Here is a 20396-nt window from a genome sequence, read left to right as displayed (position 1 = left end):
ACCAGGGTGATGAGCGCGCTCTTGGCGTCCGCGCGGTGGCGGGCGTCGGTGGTGATGATCGGGGTGTCGGGGCCGATCTGGAGGGCTTCGCGGACCTCTTCGGGGTTGTACGGCTGGTGTCCGTCGAAGCCGTTGAGGGCGATGACGAAGGGGAGGCCGGAGTTCTCGAAGTAGTCGACGGCGGGGAAGCAGTCGGCGAGGCGGCGGGTGTCGACGAGGACGACGGCGCCGATGGCGCCGCGGACGAGGTCGTCCCACATGAACCAGAAGCGGTCCTGGCCGGGCGTACCGAAGAGGTACAGGATCAGGTCCTGGTCCAGGGTGATGCGGCCGAAGTCCATGGCGACAGTCGTCGTCGTCTTGTCGCCGGTGTGCGTGAGGTCGTCGATGCCCGCGGACGCGGACGTCATCACGGCCTCGGTCCGCAGCGGGTTGATCTCCGAGACCGCGCCGACGAACGTGGTCTTGCCCACGCCGAAGCCACCCGCCACCACGATCTTCGCGCTGGTGGTTGAACGGGCCGCGCCGCCGTTAGAGCTTGCGAAGTCCACTGAGCACCCTTTCGAGCAGTGTCACGTCTGGCTGACCGCCGGCGGCCTCGTCGCCGCCGGGCTGGTGGATGGCGACAAGTCCGGCCTCCGCCAGATCGGCGACGAGAATCCGGGCAACGCCGAGGGGGATGGAGAGAAGGGCCGAGATCTCCGCGACCGACTTGATCTCGAAGCACAGCCGGCAGATCCGCTGGTGCTCGGGCAACTGCCCCTGCAGCCTGGACGGATCGGCCGTCGTGCTGACCAGCGCCTCGATGGCGAGCTGGTAGCGCGGCCGGGTCCGGCCGCCGGTCATCGCATACGGACGGACGAGCGGGTTGTGCCCGCCCGAGTAGCCCTGACCGCCCGACCGGTGGCCCGGCGCGGAGGACGCGCTCGGGCTGCCGGCGGCGGCGGAGGGCTGAGGCTGCGGCTGCTGCTGGTAGGGCTGGGGAACACCCTGTCTGCTGGGCGTGGAGGGAAAGTTGAACCGGTTCTGCGCAGGGTCGCCCTGCGGCGTCAGGTGCGCACCGTTGTAGGGGCTACTGCCCGGGGGTGTTCCCACGTCTCCTCCTCCGACTGCCTCGCGGCTCCATGTCCCTTGGAACCGCGCCACCGCACCCTACGGTGCGGTGACGAGAAACGCACTGTCTGTCTGTTAGTTGAGAAGACTTCCCTGGAGCTCCGCCCGGAGGTCAGGAGTCAGGACGCTTCCCGCACGGTCGACCAGCAGTGCCATCTCGTAGCCCACCAGACCGATGTCGGCCTCGGGGTGGGCCAGCACGGCCAGCGAGGATCCGTCGGAGACCGACATGATGAAGAGGAAGCCGCGCTCCATCTCCACCACGGTCTGGTTGACCGCGCCGCCCTCGAAGATGCGGGACGCGCCCGCGGTCAGCGAGGTCAGGCCGGAGGCCACGGCCGCCAGCTGGTCGGCACGGTCCCGGGGGAACCCCTCGGACATCGCGAGCAGGAGTCCGTCGGCGGAGACCACCACCGTGTGGGACACCCCGGGGGTGTTGTCCACGAAGTTGGTGATCAACCAGTTCAGATTCTGCGCCGCCTGGCTCATCGGGCTCACACTAACGCTCCTGGTTGTAGGTACTACCCGGGCCGAGGCCCGATCCGTTCGTGTCCGTCCCCGCGTTGCGTCCCTGCTGGACACCGCGGCGCAGGTTGCTCAACCTGCCCCGCACGTCCTCGGGTGCGCGGGAGACCTGGGGGCCGCCCTGCGGGGTGTGCTCCGCCGATCCCTCGACCAGGTTGGCCTTGGGGACCCGTCGGGGAAGACCGGAGGGGGTGACCCCGCCCGCCTTCGGGTCGCGGAGCTTCTCGGCCCGGGACCAGCGCTCGTCATTGGCGGAGCGCCAGTCCTCGGTGCCTTCGGTTTCGGTGCCGGCCGGCTGCGCGGGCTGGGCCGGCGGCACGGGCTGCTGCGGTGCCTGCGGGGTCTGCGGCGCCTGCGGGGCGACGCTGCCGCGGCGCGGCAGACCGGCGTCGGTCAGCGCGTGGCCGGCGTCCGGGGTGGGACTCGGCGTGGGACCCGGACGGTCGAAGCCTACGCGCTCGGGGGCCTGTTCGGGAGCGGCCTGGACAGATTCCGATTCCGTCCCGAACTCCTGCGCGTAGCCGTTCTGGTACGCCGTCTGCTGCGGCCAGTCGCCCTGGTGGGCCTGGGGTTCGTAGCTGTTCTCGTACGCCGTGTGGCCACCGGCCTGACCGTCGTACGCGGCTTCCGCATACGCCTGGTCCTGGTAGCCGTCGACGGGCTGGGCGTACCCCTGCTGGGCCTGCTGGTCCTGGTAGCCCTGCGGGGCGTAGCCGAAGCCGCCCTGCTCCTGAGGGTACGCGGCGGGGTAGCCGGCGGCCGGGTACTCGGCGGCCGGGTAGTCCGTGGCCGGGTAGTCCGTGGCGTACGGGGCGTGCTCCTGCGCCTGCTCCCGCGCCTCGTCCCGGTAGAGCGGCTGCTCGCCGCCCTGGACCTGGGCCTCCAGGGTCGCGCGGCGCTCGTCGCGCGTCAGCGAGCGGTTGACCGGGTCCAGCTGCTGCTCGTCGGCCGGCTCCTCGTAGCGGGAGTCGTCGAAGCCCAGCTCGGCCGCGGTCCGCATCGGCTGGAGCTGCGGCGCCGGCTCGAAGGCGGTGGGCTGCTGCTGCGACGGGATCATCTGCGAGACGGTGAAGTCGTCCTGGAGCGGCTGCTCGCCGCCACCGCCGTGCGTGATCGCGTCCGGCAGCATGACCAGCGAGGTCGTGCCGGCCTGCTCGCCCGAGGGGCGCAGCTGGACGCGGATGCCGTGCCGGTCGGAGAGGCGGCCGACCACGAAGAGGCCCATGCGCTGCGAGACGGCGGCGTCCACGGTCGGCGGGTTGGCCAGCTTGTGGTTGATGTCCGCGAAGTCCTCGGCGGTGAGGCCGATGCCCTTGTCGTGGATCTCGATCATCACGCGGCCGTCGGGCAGCCGGGTGGCGGTGACGCGGACCTTGGTCTGCGGGGAGGAGAACGTGGTGGCGTTCTCCAGGAGCTCGGCGAGCAGGTGCACGAGGTCGGTCACGGCCTGGCCGTGGATCTCGGCCTCCGGCACGCCGGCCAGCTCGATGCGCTCGTACTGCTCCACCTCGGAGGAGGCGGCGCGCATGACGTCGACCAGCGGCACCGGCTGGTCCCAGCGGCGGCCGGGCTCCTCGCCGGCGAGGACCAGGAGGTTCTCGCCGTTGCGGCGCATACGGGTGGCCAGGTGGTCCAGCTTGAAGAGGTTCTCCAGCTGGTCCGGGTCGGCCTCGTTGTTCTCCAGGTCGGTGATGAGGGTCAGCTGGCCCTCGATCAGCGACTGGTTGCGGCGCGACAGGTTGGTGAAGATCGCGTTGACGTTGCCCCGGAGCATGGCCTGCTCGGCGGCGAGCCGGACGGCCTCGCGGTGCACCTGGTCGAAGGCGCGGGCCACCTCGCCGATCTCGTCCTGGGAGTCGATCGGGATGGGCTGCACCCGGGTGTCGACCCGGCCCGGCTCGGTGCGGGACAGCTGGTCGACCAGCATCGGCAGGCGCTGCTCGGCGATGCCGAAGGCGGCGGTACGCAGCTCGCGCATCGAGCGGCTCATCTGGCGGGCCATCATGCCGGCCAGGATGAAGGCGGCCAGCAGGGCGATCACGACGATGCCACCGTTGACGTACGCGTCGGTCTGCGCGCTGTCGGAGATGTCGGAGGCCTCGGTCACGGCCTTGTCGACGAGCTCCTTCTCGACCTCGGTGTAGCCGTCGAACTTGCCGGTGGAGACGGCCAGCCAGCTCTCGGGTGTGATGCCCTGGCTCTTGAGGGCGGCGAGCTCGTCGCCGTCCTTGGCGGAGCCGATCAGCTGGGCGACGCCGGTGTAGATGGAGTCGTCCTTGCCCTTGGGCAGCTCGACGCCGGCGGCGGCCATCTTCTTGGCGCCCTCGGCGGCCTTGCCCGCCATGACCTTCTTCAGGTTCTCGACGTCGGCCTCGGTGCCACCGGACTGGAACTCGCCGAGGGCGATCTGCTCCAGATAGTTGTACGAGTTGAACGCAACCGACTGCTGCGCGAAGACGTCGTCCTTCTTGCTGGGACGCACGAGGAGCTGGGTGCCGATCGACCGCTGGAGCGACTCGGCGGCCTTCGCGAGCTGGATCGCGTAGACCGTACGCCCGTAGCTGGTGATGTTGCCGGTGCCCAGACCGAGCTCGTTGGAGAACTCCATCAGGTAGTGCTGGATGCCCGTGTAGCCGAGCTGGGTGTTCACCGGGTCGAGCGAGCGGGTGTAGGCGATCTTGCGCAGCGCCTCCAGCTTGGGCTCGGCGTCCCGGAACAGCTTGAGGCGCCGCTCCAGGCCCTGCCCGCCGGGCATGTTCTTGACGGCCTCGTCGAACTTCACCTTGGCGGCGTCGGTGGCGGCGTAGGCCTGGGCGACCTCGTCGCTCTGGCGGTCCTCGGCGGTCTTGGCCCTGAGCAGGGGAGCGGCGGTGAGGTCACGCTCGTTGAGCAGCGCCTGGCCGTAGTCCGAGGCGGCGCGCACGATGAGCGCCGTCTTCTCGGCGTCCTGCGCCTCCTGCCAGGTGTCGATGGACGACTTCACCTGGAAGCCGCCCATGACCAGACCGACGAGGACGGGTATGAGCAGGATCGCGTTCAGCCTGGTGGGCACGCGCCAGTTCCGCGGGGACAGCTTGCTGGAGCTGCCCTTGCGGCTGGGGGCCGGGGGCGTCACGGGCTCGTCCGCGGGCGGCATCGCCGCGCGGGACGGCGGCGTGAAGTTGCCCCGCGTCTGCTGCTCCGCGGAGCTTTCCTTGCTTCGCCTCACTCGACCAACAACCTCTCGGCGTCGGCACCTACGTTGTGCCGGTGTTTCGTTCAGGGCCGTACTACTCGGGAGTTCATGAATTGCAGCACGTGAAGGGGGTCCCTTCCAAACAGTGCGAAGCAGCCGGTTTTTGGGCTTCACGCCAGAGATAAAACGGGCATAAAGAGCGAGCCCCGCCAAATGGCGGGGCTCATGTGAGCGCAGCGGCACCGATCGGATGCGTCGGGTGTCCGTGGCGTCCCAATTCTCTGTCGAAATGTTATGAACCCGGGGGTGGCCGTGTCGAAGGACACAGACCACCCCCAGAACCTCTACGACAACTTCCCTCTATCGACTTCTACTTGAGGTGTACTACTTCAAGCGCGCCATGAGGGCGTGCTCGACCAGGGTGATGAGCGCGCTCTTGGCGTCCGCGCGGTGGCGGGCGTCGGTGGTGATGATCGGGGTGTCGGGGCCGATCTGGAGGGCTTCGCGGACTTCTTCGGGGTTGTACGGCTGGTGTCCGTCGAAGCCGTTCAGGGCGATGACGAACGGGAGGCCGGAGTTCTCGAAGTAGTCGACGGCGGGGAAGCAGTCGGCGAGTCGGCGGGTGTCGACGAGGACGACGGCGCCGATGGCGCCGCGGACGAGGTCGTCCCACATGAACCAGAAGCGGTCCTGGCCGGGCGTACCGAAGAGGTACAGGATCAGGTCCTGGTCCAGGGTGATGCGGCCGAAGTCCATCGCCACCGTGGTGGTGGTCTTGCCCCCGGTGTGGGTCAGGTCGTCGATGCCCGCCGAGGCGGAGGTCATCACGGCCTCGGTGCGCAGCGGGTTGATCTCGGAGACGGCGCCGACGAACGTGGTCTTGCCCACGCCGAAGCCACCCGCCACCACGATCTTCGCGCTGGTGGTGGAGCGGCTCTGAGAAGCCGCGCCGCCGTTAGAGCTTGCGAAGTCCACTGAGCACCCTTTCGAGCAGTGTCACGTCCGGCGTGCCGCCGGCCTCTCCGTTGCCGGGCTGGTGGATCGCCACCATGCCCGCCTCCGCCAGGTCGGCGACGAGGATGCGGGCCACACCGAGCGGCATCGACAGGAGCGCCGAGACCTCGGCCACCGACTTCACCTCGCGGCACAGGTGGCAGATCCGCTGGTGCTCGGGGAGCAGCGTGGCGAGATGCGCCGGGTCGGCCGTGGTGCTGACCAGGGCCTCGATGGCGAGCTGGTAGCGCGGCCGGGTCCGGCCGCCGGTCATCGCATACGGGCGGACCAGCGGCTGGTCGCCTTCAGCTCCGTACCCCTCGTCGAGTGAGGCACCGTACGGATCGTGAGAGGCGGGGGGCGGGGTCATGAATCCTCCGGGCGTGACAGCAGAGGGTTCTGCCGTCTGATGGGGCCGGTGGGGGGCCGGATGGGGCGGCCGGACGGTGAACGGTCCGGGGGCGGTGCGGAGGGGCGCACCGCCCTGCGGTCGGTCTGGTACGGAGTACGCGGTCGGGCGCCCGCTCAGTGGAGCAGGCTGCCCTGGAGCTCGGCACGCAGGTCCGGGGTGAGGACCGAGCCGGCCCGGTCCACGAGGAGCGCCATCTCGTAGCCCACGAGGCCGATGTCGCACTCGGGGTGTGCGAGCACGGCCAGCGAGGAACCGTCGGAGACGGACATGAGGAAGAGGAAGCCGCGCTCCATCTCCACCACCGTCTGGGCCACGGGACCCCCCTCGAAGATCCGGGACGCCCCCGCGGTCAGCGAGGTCAGTCCGGACGCGACCGCCGCAAGCTGGTCGGCGCGGTCGCGGGGGAAGCCTTCGGACATGGCAAGGAGCAGTCCGTCGGCGGAGACCACCACTGTGTGGGACACCCCGGGGGTGTTGTCCACGAAGTTGGTGATCAACCAGTTCAGATTCTGCGCCGCCTGGCTCATCGCGCTCAACTAACGCTCCTGCTGGTGGGTCGGACCGAGGTGGTGGGAACCCGTGGTCGAGTTACCGGCCTGTCGGCCCTGCTGGATACCGCGGCGCAGATTGGTGAGCCGGCCGCGGACGTCGTCGGGTGCGCGGGAGACCTGGGGGCCGGCCGACTGGGCCTGCTCCTGGGCGGTCCCGGGCACGAGGTTGGCACGCGGCACCCGCCGCGGCAGCCCGGAGGTGGTGACACCGCCGGCCGCGGGCTTGCGCACCCGCTCGGCCTGGCGCACCAGTTCGTCATTGGGCGAGGTGCGCCAGGCGCCGCCCCGCTGCTGCTGCGCCGCCTCGGGACCCTGCTGCTGCGGGGCCGGGGGGACGGGCTGCTGGGGGACGGCCGGAGCCGGCGCCTGCTGCGGGGCCGCCTGCTGCGGGGCCTGCTGCGCGGGCGCCTGGCCCGGTGCCTGCCCCTGGCCCTGCTCCTGGCGGAACCAGTTGGTCTCCAGCGTGTCGTACAGCGGGGTACGCATCTCACCGGTGCTCGGCGCCGGCGGCAGGGCCTCCGGCTGGCGCGGCTGCTGGAGCTGCGGCTGCTGCGGCCGGCCCTGCTGCGGGTCCTGCGGCTGCCGGCGAGGCATCGGGGCCTGCGGAGCGACCTGCTGCGGAGCCTGCGCCTGCGGGACCTGGACCTGCGGGACCTGCGGGACCTGCGGCGCCGGGACCTGCGGGGCCTGCGCCTGCGGGACGAACGGCTGGTGGCCGTACGCCTGCTGGGGCTGGGCCTGCGGGGCCTGCGGCTGCGGCGCGCCGAAGTCGGGGCGCGCGAACTGGCCCGTGGAGCCCGGACCCTGCGCGTCACCGAAGTCGGGGCGCGGGAACTGCGCCGTGGACGCCGGGTCCTGGACACCGCCCTGGTAGCCCTGCGGGACCTGCGGCTGCGGGACCTGGGGCAGCTGGTGCTGCGGCTGCTGCTGCGGCGCGCCGAAGTCGGGGCGCGCGAACTGGCCCGTGGAGCCGGGGCCCTGCGGGGCGCCGGGCTGCGCGTAGCGGCCCGTGCTCTCCGGCTCCTCGTGCCCGCGCGGCGCGTCGAGCGGCGTCATGTCCTGCTGCGGCCTGCGGACCGGCTGCGCCGGGTCGTTGCCCCAGCTCGTGGCCTGCGGGCGCTGCGGCTGGGGGTTGCCCCCCGGCAGCTCGGCGCGCGGGAAACCGTTCTGGCCCGGCTGGGGCTCCTGCGGGGCCTGCGGCATCTGCCGCTGCGGGGCCTGGCCGGCCGGCTGGCCGCCCCAGACGTCCGTACGGGACGGGATCGCGCTCTGCGCGCCGCCGACGAAACCGCCGGGGGCGCCGAGACCCGGACGCTGCTGCGGCTCGGGCCGCTGCGGCTCCGCGGGGATCTGCGGCAGCTGCGCCGTCTGCGGGCCCTGGGCCTGCGCGGGCAGCGGGCTGCGCTCCTGGAACAGGTTCGGGCCCTGCGGACCGCCCTGGCCGCCCTGGCCCTGCGGACCGCCCGGGCGCTGGGCGCCGTCACGGCCGGGCAGCGCGGTGCGCGGTCCGGGACCGGCGGCGAGCCGGCCGCCGGGAGCACCCGGGGCACCGGGGCCACCGGCCGCGCCGGGATCGCCGGTCAGCAGCCCGCCGGGGGCCGACTGGCCCTGCGGCATGGCGCCCTGGCCACCGGCGCCGGGCTTCGGCGCGGGCTTCTTGCCGCCGTGGGCGACGTCGACCGGGAGCATGACGAGCGCGGTGGTGCCGCCCGAGTCGGACGGGCGCAGCTGGATCCGGATGCCGTGTCGCAGGGACAGGCGACCGACCACGAACAGACCCATGCGGCGGGAGACGGAGACGTCCACGGTGGGCGGCGAGGCGAGCCGCTCGTTGATCGCGGCGAGGTCCTCGGGGGAGAGGCCGATGCCGGTGTCGTGGATCTCGACGAGCACCCGGCCGTCGGGCAGGGCGTGACCGGTGACCTTGACCTTGGTCTGCGGGGAGGAGAACGAGGTGGCGTTCTCCAGCAGCTCGGCGAGCAGGTGCACGAGGTCGTTGACGACCCGGCCGGCGACCTCGGTCGCGGGGACCGAGGCCAGCTCGATGCGCTCGTACTGCTCCACCTCGGACGCGGCGGCGCGCAGGACGTCGACCAGCGGGACCGGGCGGGTCCAGCGACGGCCCGGCTCCTCACCGGCGAGGACGAGGAGGTTCTCGCCGTTCCGGCGCATACGGGTCGCGAGGTGGTCCAGCTTGAAGAGCGAGGACAGCTGGTCCGGGTCGGCCTCGCGGGACTCCAGCTCGGAGATGAGCGAGAGCTGACGCTGGATGAGGCCCTGGGAACGGCGCGAGAGGTTGGTGAACATCGCGTTGACGTTGCCCCGGAGGAGGGCCTGCTCGGCGGCGAGACGGACCGCCTCGCGGTGCACGTCGTCGAAGGCCGCGGCCACCTGGCCGATCTCGTCACGGGAGTGCACACCGACGGACTCGACGGAGGTGTCGACGTCCTGCGGGTCCGACTCGGAGAGCTGCTTGACCAGCTCGGGCAGGCGTTCCTGGGCGACCTTGGTCGCGGTGTCCTGGAGCCGGCGCAGCGAGCGGATCATGGACCGGGCCACGACGAAGGCGCCGACGAGCGAGACGCCGAGGACGAGGAGGATCAGCGCACCGTTGATGATGGCGTCGCGCTGCGACTCCTGGCGCAGCTCACGGGCCTTGCTCTCCATCTCGCCCAGCAGCGTGGCCTCGATGGTGTTCATGGCCGTGATCTTCGTACCGTACTCGTCGGTGAAGTTCAGGTGGCCGCGCTTGACGCGGTCGGACATCCCGCGGTCCGACTGGAGCACGCGCTCGGCGTATTTGTCGGCCGCGTCGATGTTCGGGTTGCCGCTGGTCAGCGAGGCGGTCAGCTCGTCCGCGTTGCCGCCGGTCGACTCGTAGATCGACTGGAAGGTCTTGAGCTCGACGCCCTCACTGTTGAGGGCGGCTTCGCCGTAGAGGCGGTCGCCGAGCTGGAGGCTGCCGGACTTGCTGTCACTGGAGGGCAGCGCGGCGGCGATGATCGCCTGCTGGATGGAGGCGTACTCCTTGGCGGACGAGAACGCGGCGAGCGCGCGGGTCCGCTTGATCATCTCCGGGTTGCTGGTCGCCTGCGCCATGTCCTGGGACAGGCTGAGCAGCGAGCGGATGAGGCGGCTGTAGGCCTCGACCGTCACCGAGTGGGCGATGTTCTTCTCGTACGCGGAGCTGCGGATCGCGCCGAGCTGGCTGACCTGCGAGGCGATCTGGCTGACGTTCTGCCGGATGCTGCGCAGCGACTCGTCGTCCTCGGTGGCCGGGATGTCGTTGGTCGCGTCGAGGAAGGACTTGTACGCGCGGTCGGTCTGCTTGCGCGGGTTGGAGACCTGGTAGTCGCTGATCGACTTGCCGTTGGCCAGCGGACCCGCCGACAGGTCGCGCTCGGCCTGGAGGGCCTCCGCGAAGTCGGTGGCCTCCTTGGTCAGCTTGGTGAGCAGCTGCATGTGGTCGAGCTGCTGCATGTCCTGGAGGGACCCGCTGATACGGATGCCGCCGAGGCTGGTCGCCGCGACCACGGGGAGGGTCAGCAGGGCCACCAGGCGGGTGGAGATGCGCCAGTTGCGCAGGGCTATTCGGGGCCCGACCTCGTTCTCCGCGCCGGCCTTGGGCGGCGTGGTCGGCTCGGCGGTCGGCTCGGCGGTACCGCGCGCGGCGGTGCCCGCGGGGCCGGCGGTGCCGCCGTTCTCGCCCTGTCCCTGGTTCGGGGAGTGCGGGGCCGAGGAGCCGTGCTGGGCTCCGGCACGCGGCTCCTGCTCCGCCGGAGCTTCCCCTCGGCCCTGCCGGGCCTGGGAAGAGCCCGTGCCATCCCTCTTGAAACGTCCCTGCACTAGCGTCGCAACCTCTGGACCAGGCGTCCTTCCGGGTGAACGGAGAGGACGGTGTCGGCTTCGTGGGGCGCAGGCGCGCCCCAGTGGTGGTCGTAGGTGACCGGCGCAGATCCCCCTTCCCCGCCACTCGGCCGGCGCTGCGTTGCGCCTCCTGCGCGCCGGCTTGCAAACCCGCGGCGGTGCGGGAATTCCAGCACAGTGCCGGATCTCCAACAAGGGCTGTCGGGCGTGGCGCGAAGGGGATGACAACGCGTGCACGGCGGGTCACCGCACGTAGAAGATGATCACGGAGGAATCGGGCGTATCGCCCCGAAGGGGGGAGGTGGTCCGGGTGTCCCAGTCGCCATGATCAGGAGCGGAATGGATCATTCAATGGCGGAATGTCCGTTTCGGTAACGACGCGTGGCGGTGCGTAATGCACCTTTTGCTCCCCTAGTGGTGAGCAAACTCACACGTAGTTCGTTGGATCCACCATGCATTCGCAGGGAATTGCATGTTTAGCCTGACGCTTTACAAAATGGGTGCTCCACCCCGCCACTCCCCAGACAAGGGTCCGACACCGCGATGAAGACGACGACGCCCGAACTCCGCACCACGGCCAACCCCCGCCGCGCCACCCTCGCGCACCTGGCGGACGCCGCCGAGCTCGGCCGCGGCGCCCAGCCGGAGTACGCCGTCCAGCTCCCGGGCCAGACGGCCAACCCGCGCCGCACCATCCTCATGACCGCCCCGGAGCCGTACCGCCCGGAGTACCAGGCCCGGTAATCCCGCAGGGTGCGGCCCCTCGCCGCGTTAGCCTGGAGCGTCAGACTCCAGCCAGTAGCAAGTGAGGGGCGACAGCACTCGTGCGCATCGCCAGATTCTCCATCGACGGCAATGTCGCCTTCGGCGCGGTCGAGGGCGAAGGGACCGTCGAGTCCGGCGGCCTGGTCCTCGACATCATCAAGGGCATCCCGTACACCGACTTCGAGCTCAGCGGCACCAAGGTCCCGCTCAGCAAGGTGCGGCTGCTGCCGCCCGTGCTCCCCAACAAGGTCGTGGCCATCGGCCGCAACTACGCGGAGCACGCCAAGGAGCTCGGCCACGAGGTCCCCGAGGTCCCGGTGACCTTCTTCAAGCCCACCACCTCGGTGATCGGCCCCGGCGACGCCATCGAGTACCCCTCCTTCTCCGACGAGCTGCACCACGAGGCCGAACTGGCCGTGGTCATCGGCCGTATGTGCCGCGAGGTGCCCCGCGAGCGCGTCAAGGACGTCATCTTCGGCTACACCTGCGCCAATGACGTCACCGCCCGCGACGTCCAGAAGCGCGAGGCCCAGTGGGCCCGCGCCAAGGGCTTCGACACCTCCTGCCCGCTGGGCCCCTGGGTGGAGACCGATCTGACCCCGGCCGCCGCCGGCGACCTGACCATCCAGGCCACCGTCAACGGCGAACAGCGCCAGCTCGGCCGGACGAGCGACATGATCCGCTCCATCGAGGACCTGGTCGTCCACATCACCGAGGCCATGACGCTGCTCCCGGGCGACGTCATCCTCACCGGCACCCCCGCCGGGGTCGGCCCCCTCAACGTCGGCGACGAGGTCGCCGTCACCATCGAAGGCATCGGCACTCTCACCAACAAGGTGATCAAGCGTGGCTAACGCGATCCGCGTACGTTTCTGTCCCTCCCCGACCGGCAACCCCCACGTGGGCCTGGTCCGCACCGCCCTCTTCAACTGGGCCTTCGCCCGGCACAACGGCGGCACGTTCGTCTTCCGCATCGAGGACACCGACGCGGCCCGCGACTCCGAGGAGTCGTACCAGCAGCTGCTCGACTCGATGCGCTGGCTGGGCTTCACCTGGGACGAGGGCCCGGAGATCGGCGGCCCGCACGCCCCGTACCGCCAGTCCCAGCGCATGGACATCTACCGGGACGTCGCCGAGCGGCTGATCGCCGGCGGCCACGCGTACCCCTGCTACTGCACCACCGAGGAGCTCGACGAGCGCCGCGAGGCCGCCCGCGCGGCCGGCCGCCCGTCCGGCTACGACGGCCACTGCCGCGACCTCACCGCCGAGCAGAAGCAGGCGTACGAGGCCGAGGGCCGCAGCCACATCATCCGCTTCCGGATGCCCGACGAGGCGACCACGTTCACGGACCTGGTCCGCGGCGAGATCACCGTCCAGCCGGAGAACGTCACCGACTACGGCATCGTGCGCGCCAACGGCGCCCCGCTGTACACGCTGGTCAACCCGGTCGACGACGCCCTGATGGAGATCACCCACGTCCTGCGCGGCGAGGACCTGCTCTCCTCCACCCCCCGCCAGATCGCGCTCTACAAGGCGCTGATCGAGCTGGGCGTCGCCAAGGAGATCCCGGCCTTCGGCCACCTGCCGTACGTCATGGGCGAGGGCAACAAGAAGCTCTCCAAGCGTGACCCGCAGGCCTCGCTCAACCTCTACCGCGAGCGCGGCTTCCTCCCCGAGGGCCTGCTGAACTACCTGTCGCTGCTCGGCTGGTCGTTCTCGGCCGACCAGGACGTCTTCTCGATCGAGGACATGGTCGCGAAGTTCGACATCGCGGACGTCAACGCCAACCCGGCCCGCTTCGACCTGAAGAAGGCCGAGTCGATCAACGCGGACCACATCCGCATGCTCGACGTGAAGGACTTCGCCGCGGCCTGCGAGCCCTGGCTCCAGGCCCCGCACGCCGACTGGGCGCCCGAGAAGTTCGACCGCGCCGCCTGGGAGGCCATCGCGCCGCACGCCCAGACGCGCATCACCGTCCTCTCGGACATCACCGCCAACGTCGACTTCCTCTTCCTCGACGAGCCGGTCTTCGACCAGACCTCGTGGGACAAGGCGATGAAGGGCGAGCCGGCCGCGCTCCTCACCACCGCCCGCGAGAAGCTGGCGGACGCCGACTGGAGCGACCCCGAGTCCCTCAAGAACGCGGTCCTGACCGCCGGCGAGGCCCACGGCCTCAAGCTGGGCAAGGCCCAGGCCCCCGTCCGCGTCGCCGTCACCGGACGCACGGTCGGCCTGCCCCTCTTCGAGTCCCTGGAGATCCTGGGCAAGGAGAAGTCGCTGGCCCGCATCGACGCCACGCTGGCGAAGCTGGCCGCCTGACGCCCGCACCGCCCGCATCGGTACCCCCGTCCCGCCCCAGGGACGGGGGTACCGTCGTTCCATGGGCATCCGCGCGGTCCTCTGGGACATCGACGACACACTCTTCGACTACGCCCGCGCCGACCACGACGGCATGCGCGCGCACCTGACGGCCGAGGGCCTGGTGGACGGATACGACTCCGTCGACCAGGCCCTCGGCCGCTGGAAGGAGCTCACCGCGCTGCACTGGCGCCGCTTCGAGGCCGGCGGGGTGGACTTCCAGGAGCAGCGCCGCGAGCGGGTACGGGACTTCCTCGGGGAGCCGGGCCTGAGCTCGCCCGGGGCCGACGCCTGGTTCGAGCGGTACGTGGCCCACTACGAGGCCGCCTGGGAGCTGTTCCCGGACGCCGTGCCCGTACTGGAGCTGCTGGCGGGGGAGTACCGGCAGGCGGTCCTGTCGAACTCCAGCATCCACAACCAGGAGCGCAAGCTGCGCGTGCTGGGCGTACGCGACCGCTTCGAGGCCGTCCTGTGCGCCGCCGAGCTCGGGGTGGCCAAGCCGGACGCCGGGGCCTTCCACGCCGCCTGTACGACGCTCGGACTGGCGCCCGAGCAGGTGGCGTACGTGGGGGACCAGCCGGACATCGACGCCCGGGGCGCGGTCGAGGCGGGGCTGCGGGGCATCTGGCTGGACCGCGCGGACACCGGCGGCAGACCGGAGCTGACCCGGATCACCGACCTCCACCAGCTGGTCCGCGTGCTGCGTGCGGATACGCGTTTTGGAGCACCGTCCACCTTCGGGTAATGTTCTTCCTGCGCCGAGGGAAACGGGCCGAAAGGCAAGAATCCGGAAAGCGCAAGCCGAAGCAAGATTCCCCTGGTGGGAGCGTTGCCCACGGTGGCCTATGGTGTAATTGGCAGCACGACGGTTTCTGGTTCCGTTAGTCTTGGTTCGAGTCCAGGTAGGCCAGCTCGCAGAGCTCATCTGCAACGTGGATTCCAGATCCACAAAGCCCCCGTTGTGTAGCGGCCTAGCACGCCGCCCTCTCAAGGCGGTAGCGCCGGTTCGAATCCGGTCGGGGGTACTGATCCATCCTGCGGACCACTTGGGTAGCTCCCGGTGAATCCACGGTGACATCACCCGGCTTCTGTCGGGTGGGATCGCTAGGGCCCCCGTTGTGTAGCGGCCTAGCACGCCGCCCTCTCAAGGCGGTAGCGCCGGTTCGAATCCGGTCGGGGGTACGGTGTAACCACCATGGCCTATGGTGTAATTGGCAGCACGACGGTTTCTGGTTCCGTTAGTCTTGGTTCGAGTCCAGGTAGGCCAGCTCGCAGAGCTCATCTGCACCGCGGATCTGATCCGCAAGGCCCCCGTTGTGTAGCGGCCTAGCACGCCGCCCTCTCAAGGCGGTAGCGCCGGTTCGAATCCGGTCGGGGGTACAGAACGAAGAAGCCCTTCCCTTCGGGGGAGGGCTTCTTCGCTGTTTCCGTCCGGTCGGGCCGGGCGTGATCCCGGACACAACTCCGGCCCACCGCTGCGGCGTTGGAGCGGTGGGCCGGGACGAACGTGGGAGAGCGGGAAGGGTCAGCCGTTGCGGCGCAGGGCCTCGGAGAGGCGGGCGGCCGCGTCGATGACCGCCTGGGCGTGCATCCGGCCCGGGTGGCGGGTCAGGCGCTCGATCGGACCCGAGACCGACACGGCGGCCACCACGCGGTTCGAAGGGCCGCGTACGGGCGCGGAGACGGACGCGACGCCGGGCTCCCGCTCGCCGATCGACTGGGCCCAGCCGCGGCGCCGTACGCCCGACAGGGCCGTCGCCGTGAAGCGGGCGCCCTGGAGGCCGCGGTGCAGCCGCTCGGGCTCCTCCCAGGCCATCAGGATCTGCGCGGACGAGCCGGCCTTCATGGTCAGCGTCGAGCCGACCGGGACCGTGTCCCGAAGTCCGGAAAGACGCTCGGCCGCCGCCACGCAGATGCGCATGTCGCCCTGGCGCCGGTAGAGCTGGGCGCTCTCGCCGGTCACGTCGCGCAGGTGCGTGAGCACCGGCCCGGCCGTCGCGAGGAGACGGTCCTCACCGGCCGCGGCGGCGAGCTCCGCCAGCCGCGGTCCGAGGATGAACCGGCCCTGCATGTCGCGGGCCACCATCCGGTGGTGTTCCAAAGCCACGGCGAGACGGTGTGCCGTGGGTCGTGCGAGTCCCGTCGCCGCGACCAGACCTGCGAGGGTGGCCGGACCGGACTCCAGGGCGCTCAGGACAAGGGCTGCCTTGTCGAGAACGCCTACGCCGCTAGAGTTGTCCATGCAACGATATTCGCGTCTCACTCTGTGAAACGCAAGTTCAATTTCCCGAGGAACTTGTCACTCTGGTGGGGCGGCCGCACAACGGCCCGCGAAACGGGTCTCTAGTGGTGCCGGCGCAAGCCGCCGGCCGGAGGGAAAGCGATGGGTAGGACACTCGCGGAGAAGGTCTGGGACGACCATGTCGTCCGGCGCGCCGAAGGCGAGCCCGACCTCCTCTACATCGATCTGCACCTGCTGCACGAGGTCACCAGCCCGCAGGCGTTCGACGGGCTCCGGCAGAACGGCCGGCAGGTGCGGCGCCTCGACCTCACCATCGCGACCGAGGACCACAACACCCCCACCCTCGACATCGACAAGCCGATCGCCGACCCGGTCTCCCGCGCCCAGCTGGAGACCCTGCGGAAGAACTGCGCCGACTTCGGCGTCCGGCTGCACCCGCTGGGCGACGTCGAGCAGGGTGTCGTCCACGTGGTGGGACCGCAGCTGGGCCTGACCCAGCCGGGCACCACCGTGGTCTGCGGCGACTCGCACACCTCCACGCACGGCGCCTTCGGCGCGCTGGCCTTCGGCATCGGCACCAGCCAGGTCGAGCACGTGCTCGCCACCCAGACGCTGCCGCTGGCCCGCCCGAAGACCATGGCCATCACGGTCGACGGCGAGCTGCCCGAGGACGTCACCGCCAAGGACCTGATCCTGGCGGTCATCGCGAAGATCGGCACCGGCGGCGGCCAGGGCTACATCCTGGAGTACCGCGGCTCCGCCATCGAGAAGCTCTCGATGGAGGCCCGGATGACCATCTGCAACATGTCCATCGAGGCCGGTGCCCGCGCGGGCATGATCGCCCCCGACGAGACCACCTTCGCCTACCTCCAGGGCCGTGCCCACGCCCCCGAGGGCGAGGACTGGGACGCCGCCGTCGCGTACTGGAAGACGCTGCGGACCGACGACGACGCCGTCTTCGACGCCGAGGTCGTCATCGACGCCGCCGCGCTGGCCCCCTTCGTGACCTGGGGCACCAACCCGGGCCAGGGCGCGCCGCTTTCGGCGAACGTCCCCGACCCCGCTTCGTACGAAGACGCTTCGGAGCGCCTGGCCGCCGAAAAGGCGCTGGAGTACATGGGGTTGACCGCCGGGCAGCCGCTGCGCGACATCAGGGTCGACACCGTCTTCGTGGGCTCCTGCACCAACGGCCGCATCGAGGACCTGCGCAACGCGGCCTCCCTGCTGGAGGGCCGCAAGGTCGCCGACGGCGTCCGCATGCTGGTCGTCCCCGGCTCGGTCCGGGTCGCCCTGCAGGCCGTGGAGGAGGGCCTGGACAAGGTCTTCAAGGAGGCCGGCGCCGAATGGCGGCACGCGGGCTGCTCGATGTGTCTGGGCATGAACCCCGACCAACTGGCTCCCGGTGAGCGCTCCGCGTCCACCTCCAACCGCAACTTCGAGGGCCGGCAGGGCAAGGGCGGGCGCACCCACCTGGTCTCCCCCCAGGTCGCCGCCGCCACCGCCGTCCTGGGCCACCTGGCCTCCCCGGCCGATCTGTCCGACGTCGCCACCACCGCGGGGGTCTGAGGAACCATGGAAGCATTCACCACCCACACCGGCCGCGCCGTCCCGCTGCGCCGCAGCAACGTCGACACCGACCAGATCATCCCGGCGCACTGGCTGAAGAAGGTCACCCGCGACGGCTTCGAGGACGGCCTGTTCGAGGCCTGGCGCAAGGACTCCGAGTTCGTCCTCAACCGCCCCGAGCGGCAGGGCGCCTCGGTCCTGGTGGCCGGCCCCGACTTCGGCACCGGCTCCTCCCGTGAGCACGCCGTCTGGGCGCTGCAGAACTACGGCTTCAAGGCGGTCATCTCCGCCCGCTTCGCCGACATCTTCCGCGGCAACTCGCTGAAGAACGGCCTGCTGACCGTCGTCCTGCCGCAGGAGACCGTCGACGCGCTCTGGGAGCTGACCGAGGCCGACCCGACCGTCGAGGTCACCGTCGACCTGGAGGCCCGCAAGGTCGTCGCACCCGGGATCGACGCCGACTTCGAGCTCGACGAGAACGCCCGCTGGCGGCTGCTGAACGGTCTGGACGACATCAGCCTCACCCTTCAGAACGAAGCGGACATCGCGGCCTACGAGGCCTCTCGGCCGGCCTTCAAGCCCCGTACAATTACGGTCTGAGCAGCGCTTTTCCAGGACTGCGCCCCCCACCGCCCGGTGGGGGGCGCAGTCGCTTGTTGAGACCCCGTCGGGCGACAACTCGCCCTAGATGGCACAATCGGTGCATGGAACGCGACAGCCAACTCAAGCTCTACGAGGCAGTCGCCGCCCGATTGAAGGAAGCGCACACAAGAGTGCGCTCACTGCAAGTCCCGGAGGGCGTAAGGATGGCGCTGTCCCGGAAGCTGCTGGTCATCACGGCCGCGGCGAAGCACGATCTCCCGGACGCGGCAACGCGTCTGGACCGGTTGATGAAGGACCTCGACGAGGGCCGATTCCCTGAAGACGACTGACACCAGGAACTCCGCAACGTGCTTCCACGTTGCGGCACTAGGGTGATTAGCCCGTTTCGTGTTTGATTTGCGGTATATACATGCCTAACGTGCGAAATAGCTTGAACACTTTCGTTCCGGCAATGTCTCCGAAGGGGAAGACGTGAACAAGGCGCAGCTCGTAGAAGCGATTGCCGACAAGATGGGCGGCCGCCAGCAGGCCGCCGACGCCGTCGACCACGTGCTCGACGCCATCGTGCGTGCCGTGGTCAGCGGGGACCGGGTCTCGGTCACCGGCTTCGGCTCGTTCGAGAAGGTCGACCGCCCGGCCCGCTACGCCCGCAACCCGCAGACGGGTGAGCGCGTGCGGGTCAAGAAGACCTCCGTTCCGCGCTTCCGTGCGGGTCAGGGCTTCAAGGACCTGGTCAGCGGCTCGAAGAAGCTCCCCAAGGGTGGCGAGGTCTCCGTCAAGAAGGCCCCGAAGGGCAGCCTGACCGGTGGCGCCGCCGCCGCGACGGTGAAGAAGGCGGCCGCCAAGAAGGCCACCACCGCCAAGAAGGCCGCCGCGAAGAAGGCGACCCCGGCCAAGAAGACGACGGCCGCCGCGAAGAAGACCACCGCGGCCGCGAAGAAGACCACCACGGCGGCGGCCAAGAAGGCCACCACCACCGCCAAGAAGACGACCGCGGCCGCGAAGAAGGCGACCCCGGCGAAGAAGACGACGGTCGCGGCCAAGAAGACCGTCGCCAAGAAGACCGCGCCGGCGAAGAAGGCCACCGCGAAGAAGGCGCCCGCCAAGAAGACGACGGCGCGCAAGACCACCGCGAAGAAGGCCGCCGCGAAGAAGTAAGGCGGCAGCTGCTCACACGCCGGGCCGGGCTCCCTCAGAGGGAGCCCGGCCCGCGGCGCGTCCGGAGGGTCCCGGTGTTCAGAAGGTCTGCAGCGTCACCAGCGTGATCCGCCGGGCCTCGCCCTCGCCCGCCGTCTCGATCCGCACCCGCTGCCCCGGACGCAGCAGCCGCAGCCCGCCCGCCTCGAAGGCCTCGGCCCCGAACTCCACCGGGGTGCCGTCGTCGAGCAGCACACTGCCGCTGCGGGTCTCGGGGTCGTACGTGTACGCGGTCGCCTGCATGGACCGCAGCCTATCCGGCCGCGCCCACCCAGCGGGCCGCCGTCCGCGGACCGACACCGAGCGCGAGGGCCGCCGCCAGATCCTCCCCGGTGTCCACGTCCCGGCGTACGGAATCCACCTCCGCGAGCCGTATTTCCACCGCCCCCGAGGACAAATGCCGCCGCCGCGAAGCCCCTCCGAATGCCGGTTCCAATTCCGCACCCGGGATCGCCGAGAGGAATGTCGTCCCCATTTCGGCGGCATCGGCGAGAAATGCCCGGGGAAATGTCCCCGCCACGGCGAGCACCCGGCCCAGCTCCAGGGGACGCAGCGCCGGCAGGTCCGCGTTGAGCGCCGCCACCGCCGCGTCCGGCCGGGCCGCCCGCACCGTACGGGCCCCGTGCGCGAGCGCCGCGTTGAGCCCGCCGCCCGGTGCGTCGGGCACGATCCGCGCCCCGAGCGCCGCCAGCGCCGCCGCGGCCGCCGGATCGTCCGTGACGACCGCCACATCCCGTACCGCCGCGCAGGCCAGCGCCGCGGCCACGGTGTCCTCGGCGAAGGCCAGGGCCAGCCGGGGGCGCAGACCCCCCGCCGCGACCGGGGCCAGCCTGCTCTTGGCGCGGGCCAGCGGCTTCAGGGGGACGACCAGGGACCAGCCGTCGGCGGGGGTGTCGCCGGCGCCACCGGCGGCTGAGTTCCTCATCGGGTCCCATTCTGTCCCGCCCGCGCGAAGCGGCCGAGCCCCGGGGCGTACGGTGTCCTCGACAGACCAGGAGCGGGGAGCGACACTTGACCCCCTGCGAAACA

General features: G+C 70.6%; 19 protein-coding genes and 5 tRNA genes. 13 read left to right on the top strand and 11 right to left on the bottom strand.

Annotation, left to right across the window (positions count from 1 at the left end):
• The 8 genes from ABTZ54_RS34795 to ABTZ54_RS34760 all read right to left on the bottom strand — a co-directional run.
• Positions 1-551: GTP-binding protein (locus ABTZ54_RS34795; protein WP_351671657.1), on the bottom strand; the 551-nt coding region annotated here is incomplete at its 3' end.
• Complete coding sequence (locus ABTZ54_RS34790; protein WP_351671654.1) at positions 532-1095, bottom strand: DUF742 domain-containing protein; 564 nt, start codon at positions 1093-1095, stop codon at positions 532-534. The genes ABTZ54_RS34790 and ABTZ54_RS34795, both read right to left, overlap by 20 nt.
• A gap of 93 nt (positions 1096-1188) precedes the next feature.
• Positions 1189-1602, bottom strand: coding sequence for a roadblock/LC7 domain-containing protein (locus ABTZ54_RS34785; protein WP_053725133.1), 414 nt, complete (start codon positions 1600-1602; stop codon positions 1189-1191).
• Positions 1603-1612: 10 nt separating this feature from the next.
• Complete coding sequence (locus ABTZ54_RS34780) at positions 1613-4846, bottom strand: sensor histidine kinase (protein WP_351671651.1); 3234 nt, start codon at positions 4844-4846, stop codon at positions 1613-1615.
• A gap of 351 nt (positions 4847-5197) precedes the next feature.
• Positions 5198-5788 (bottom strand): GTP-binding protein, encoded by a 591-nt coding sequence (locus ABTZ54_RS34775; RefSeq protein ID WP_351671648.1) that lies wholly within the window; start codon positions 5786-5788, stop codon positions 5198-5200.
• Complete coding sequence (locus tag ABTZ54_RS34770) at positions 5769-6176, bottom strand: DUF742 domain-containing protein (RefSeq protein WP_329424536.1); 408 nt, start codon at positions 6174-6176, stop codon at positions 5769-5771. The genes ABTZ54_RS34775 and ABTZ54_RS34770 overlap by 20 nt, the downstream gene beginning before the upstream one ends.
• 155 nt (positions 6177-6331) lie before the next feature.
• Positions 6332-6745: a roadblock/LC7 domain-containing protein gene (locus tag ABTZ54_RS34765; protein ID WP_030496942.1), complete on the bottom strand. Its 414-nt coding sequence runs from the start codon at positions 6743-6745 to the stop codon at positions 6332-6334.
• Between the two features lie 9 nt (positions 6746-6754).
• Complete coding sequence (locus ABTZ54_RS34760) at positions 6755-10615, bottom strand: sensor histidine kinase (RefSeq protein WP_351671646.1); 3861 nt, start codon at positions 10613-10615, stop codon at positions 6755-6757.
• Positions 10616-11179: 564 nt separating this feature from the next.
• On the opposite strand from ABTZ54_RS34760, the gene ABTZ54_RS34755 reads away from it, so the two are divergent.
• The 9 genes from ABTZ54_RS34755 to ABTZ54_RS34715 all read left to right on the top strand — a co-directional run bounded on the left by ABTZ54_RS34755 (position 11180) and on the right by ABTZ54_RS34715 (position 15139).
• On the top strand, positions 11180-11380 hold the full coding sequence (locus tag ABTZ54_RS34755) for a hypothetical protein (protein ID WP_351671643.1): 201 nt from the start codon (positions 11180-11182) through the stop codon (positions 11378-11380).
• Between the two features lie 80 nt (positions 11381-11460).
• Complete coding sequence (locus ABTZ54_RS34750; protein WP_351671640.1) at positions 11461-12255, top strand: fumarylacetoacetate hydrolase family protein; 795 nt, start codon at positions 11461-11463, stop codon at positions 12253-12255.
• Positions 12248-13720 carry a glutamate--tRNA ligase gene (gltX, locus tag ABTZ54_RS34745; RefSeq protein WP_351671637.1) on the top strand — a complete coding sequence of 491 codons (1473 nt, stop codon included), beginning with the start codon at positions 12248-12250 and terminating at the stop codon, positions 13718-13720. Before ABTZ54_RS34750 ends, gltX begins: the two co-directional genes overlap by 8 nt.
• A 61-nt stretch (positions 13721-13781) precedes the next feature.
• Entirely contained in the window at positions 13782-14504 is a 723-nt protein-coding gene (locus ABTZ54_RS34740) for an HAD family hydrolase (RefSeq protein WP_351671634.1), read from the top strand.
• A 94-nt stretch (positions 14505-14598) separates the two neighbouring features.
• Positions 14599-14670: transfer RNA gene (locus ABTZ54_RS34735), tRNA-Gln, on the top strand.
• Between the two features lie 41 nt (positions 14671-14711).
• Positions 14712-14784: transfer RNA gene (locus tag ABTZ54_RS34730), tRNA-Glu, on the top strand.
• Positions 14785-14868: 84 nt separating this feature from the next.
• Positions 14869-14941: transfer RNA gene (locus tag ABTZ54_RS34725), tRNA-Glu, on the top strand.
• A gap of 14 nt (positions 14942-14955) precedes the next feature.
• Positions 14956-15027, top strand: a tRNA-Gln gene (locus ABTZ54_RS34720).
• Between the two features lie 39 nt (positions 15028-15066).
• Positions 15067-15139 (top strand) — tRNA-Glu (locus tag ABTZ54_RS34715).
• A gap of 145 nt (positions 15140-15284) precedes the next feature.
• Here ABTZ54_RS34715 and ndgR read toward each other — a convergent pair.
• Positions 15285-16001 carry an IclR family transcriptional regulator NdgR gene (gene ndgR, locus ABTZ54_RS34710; protein ID WP_005311436.1) on the bottom strand — a complete coding sequence of 239 codons (717 nt, stop codon included), beginning with the start codon at positions 15999-16001 and terminating at the stop codon, positions 15285-15287.
• Positions 16002-16142: 141 nt separating this feature from the next.
• Between ndgR and leuC the strand changes: the two genes are divergently transcribed.
• The 4 genes from leuC to ABTZ54_RS34690 all read left to right on the top strand — a co-directional run bounded on the left by leuC (position 16143) and on the right by ABTZ54_RS34690 (position 19328).
• Positions 16143-17567: a 3-isopropylmalate dehydratase large subunit gene (gene leuC / locus ABTZ54_RS34705; RefSeq protein WP_351671632.1), complete on the top strand. Its 1425-nt coding sequence runs from the start codon at positions 16143-16145 to the stop codon at positions 17565-17567.
• Between the two features lie 6 nt (positions 17568-17573).
• On the top strand, positions 17574-18167 hold the full coding sequence (gene leuD, locus ABTZ54_RS34700) for a 3-isopropylmalate dehydratase small subunit (protein WP_351671629.1): 594 nt from the start codon (positions 17574-17576) through the stop codon (positions 18165-18167).
• A 104-nt stretch (positions 18168-18271) separates the two neighbouring features.
• Positions 18272-18499 (top strand): SCO5555 family protein, encoded by a 228-nt coding sequence (locus ABTZ54_RS34695; RefSeq protein WP_351671626.1) that lies wholly within the window; start codon positions 18272-18274, stop codon positions 18497-18499.
• A 142-nt stretch (positions 18500-18641) separates the two neighbouring features.
• The gene (locus tag ABTZ54_RS34690) at positions 18642-19328 is read left to right on the top strand and encodes an HU family DNA-binding protein (RefSeq protein WP_351671623.1); all 687 of its coding nucleotides are present in this window, start codon (positions 18642-18644) and stop codon (positions 19326-19328) included.
• 78 nt (positions 19329-19406) lie between these two features.
• On the opposite strand, the gene ABTZ54_RS34685 is transcribed toward ABTZ54_RS34690, so the two are convergent.
• The gene (locus tag ABTZ54_RS34685; RefSeq protein WP_207926432.1) at positions 19407-19610 is read right to left on the bottom strand and encodes a hypothetical protein; all 204 of its coding nucleotides are present in this window, start codon (positions 19608-19610) and stop codon (positions 19407-19409) included.
• A 10-nt stretch (positions 19611-19620) separates the two neighbouring features.
• On the bottom strand, positions 19621-20292 hold the full coding sequence (cofC, locus tag ABTZ54_RS34680) for a 2-phospho-L-lactate guanylyltransferase (RefSeq protein ID WP_351671620.1): 672 nt from the start codon (positions 20290-20292) through the stop codon (positions 19621-19623).
• Between the last annotated feature and the right edge of the window lie 104 nt (positions 20293-20396).

It is taken from the genome of Streptomyces sp. NPDC094032 (genome assembly GCF_040303965.1).
In the GTDB taxonomy this organism is placed as follows: Bacteria; Actinomycetota; Actinomycetes; order Streptomycetales; family Streptomycetaceae; genus Streptomyces.
This window is presented reverse-complemented; position numbering and strand designations above follow the sequence as displayed.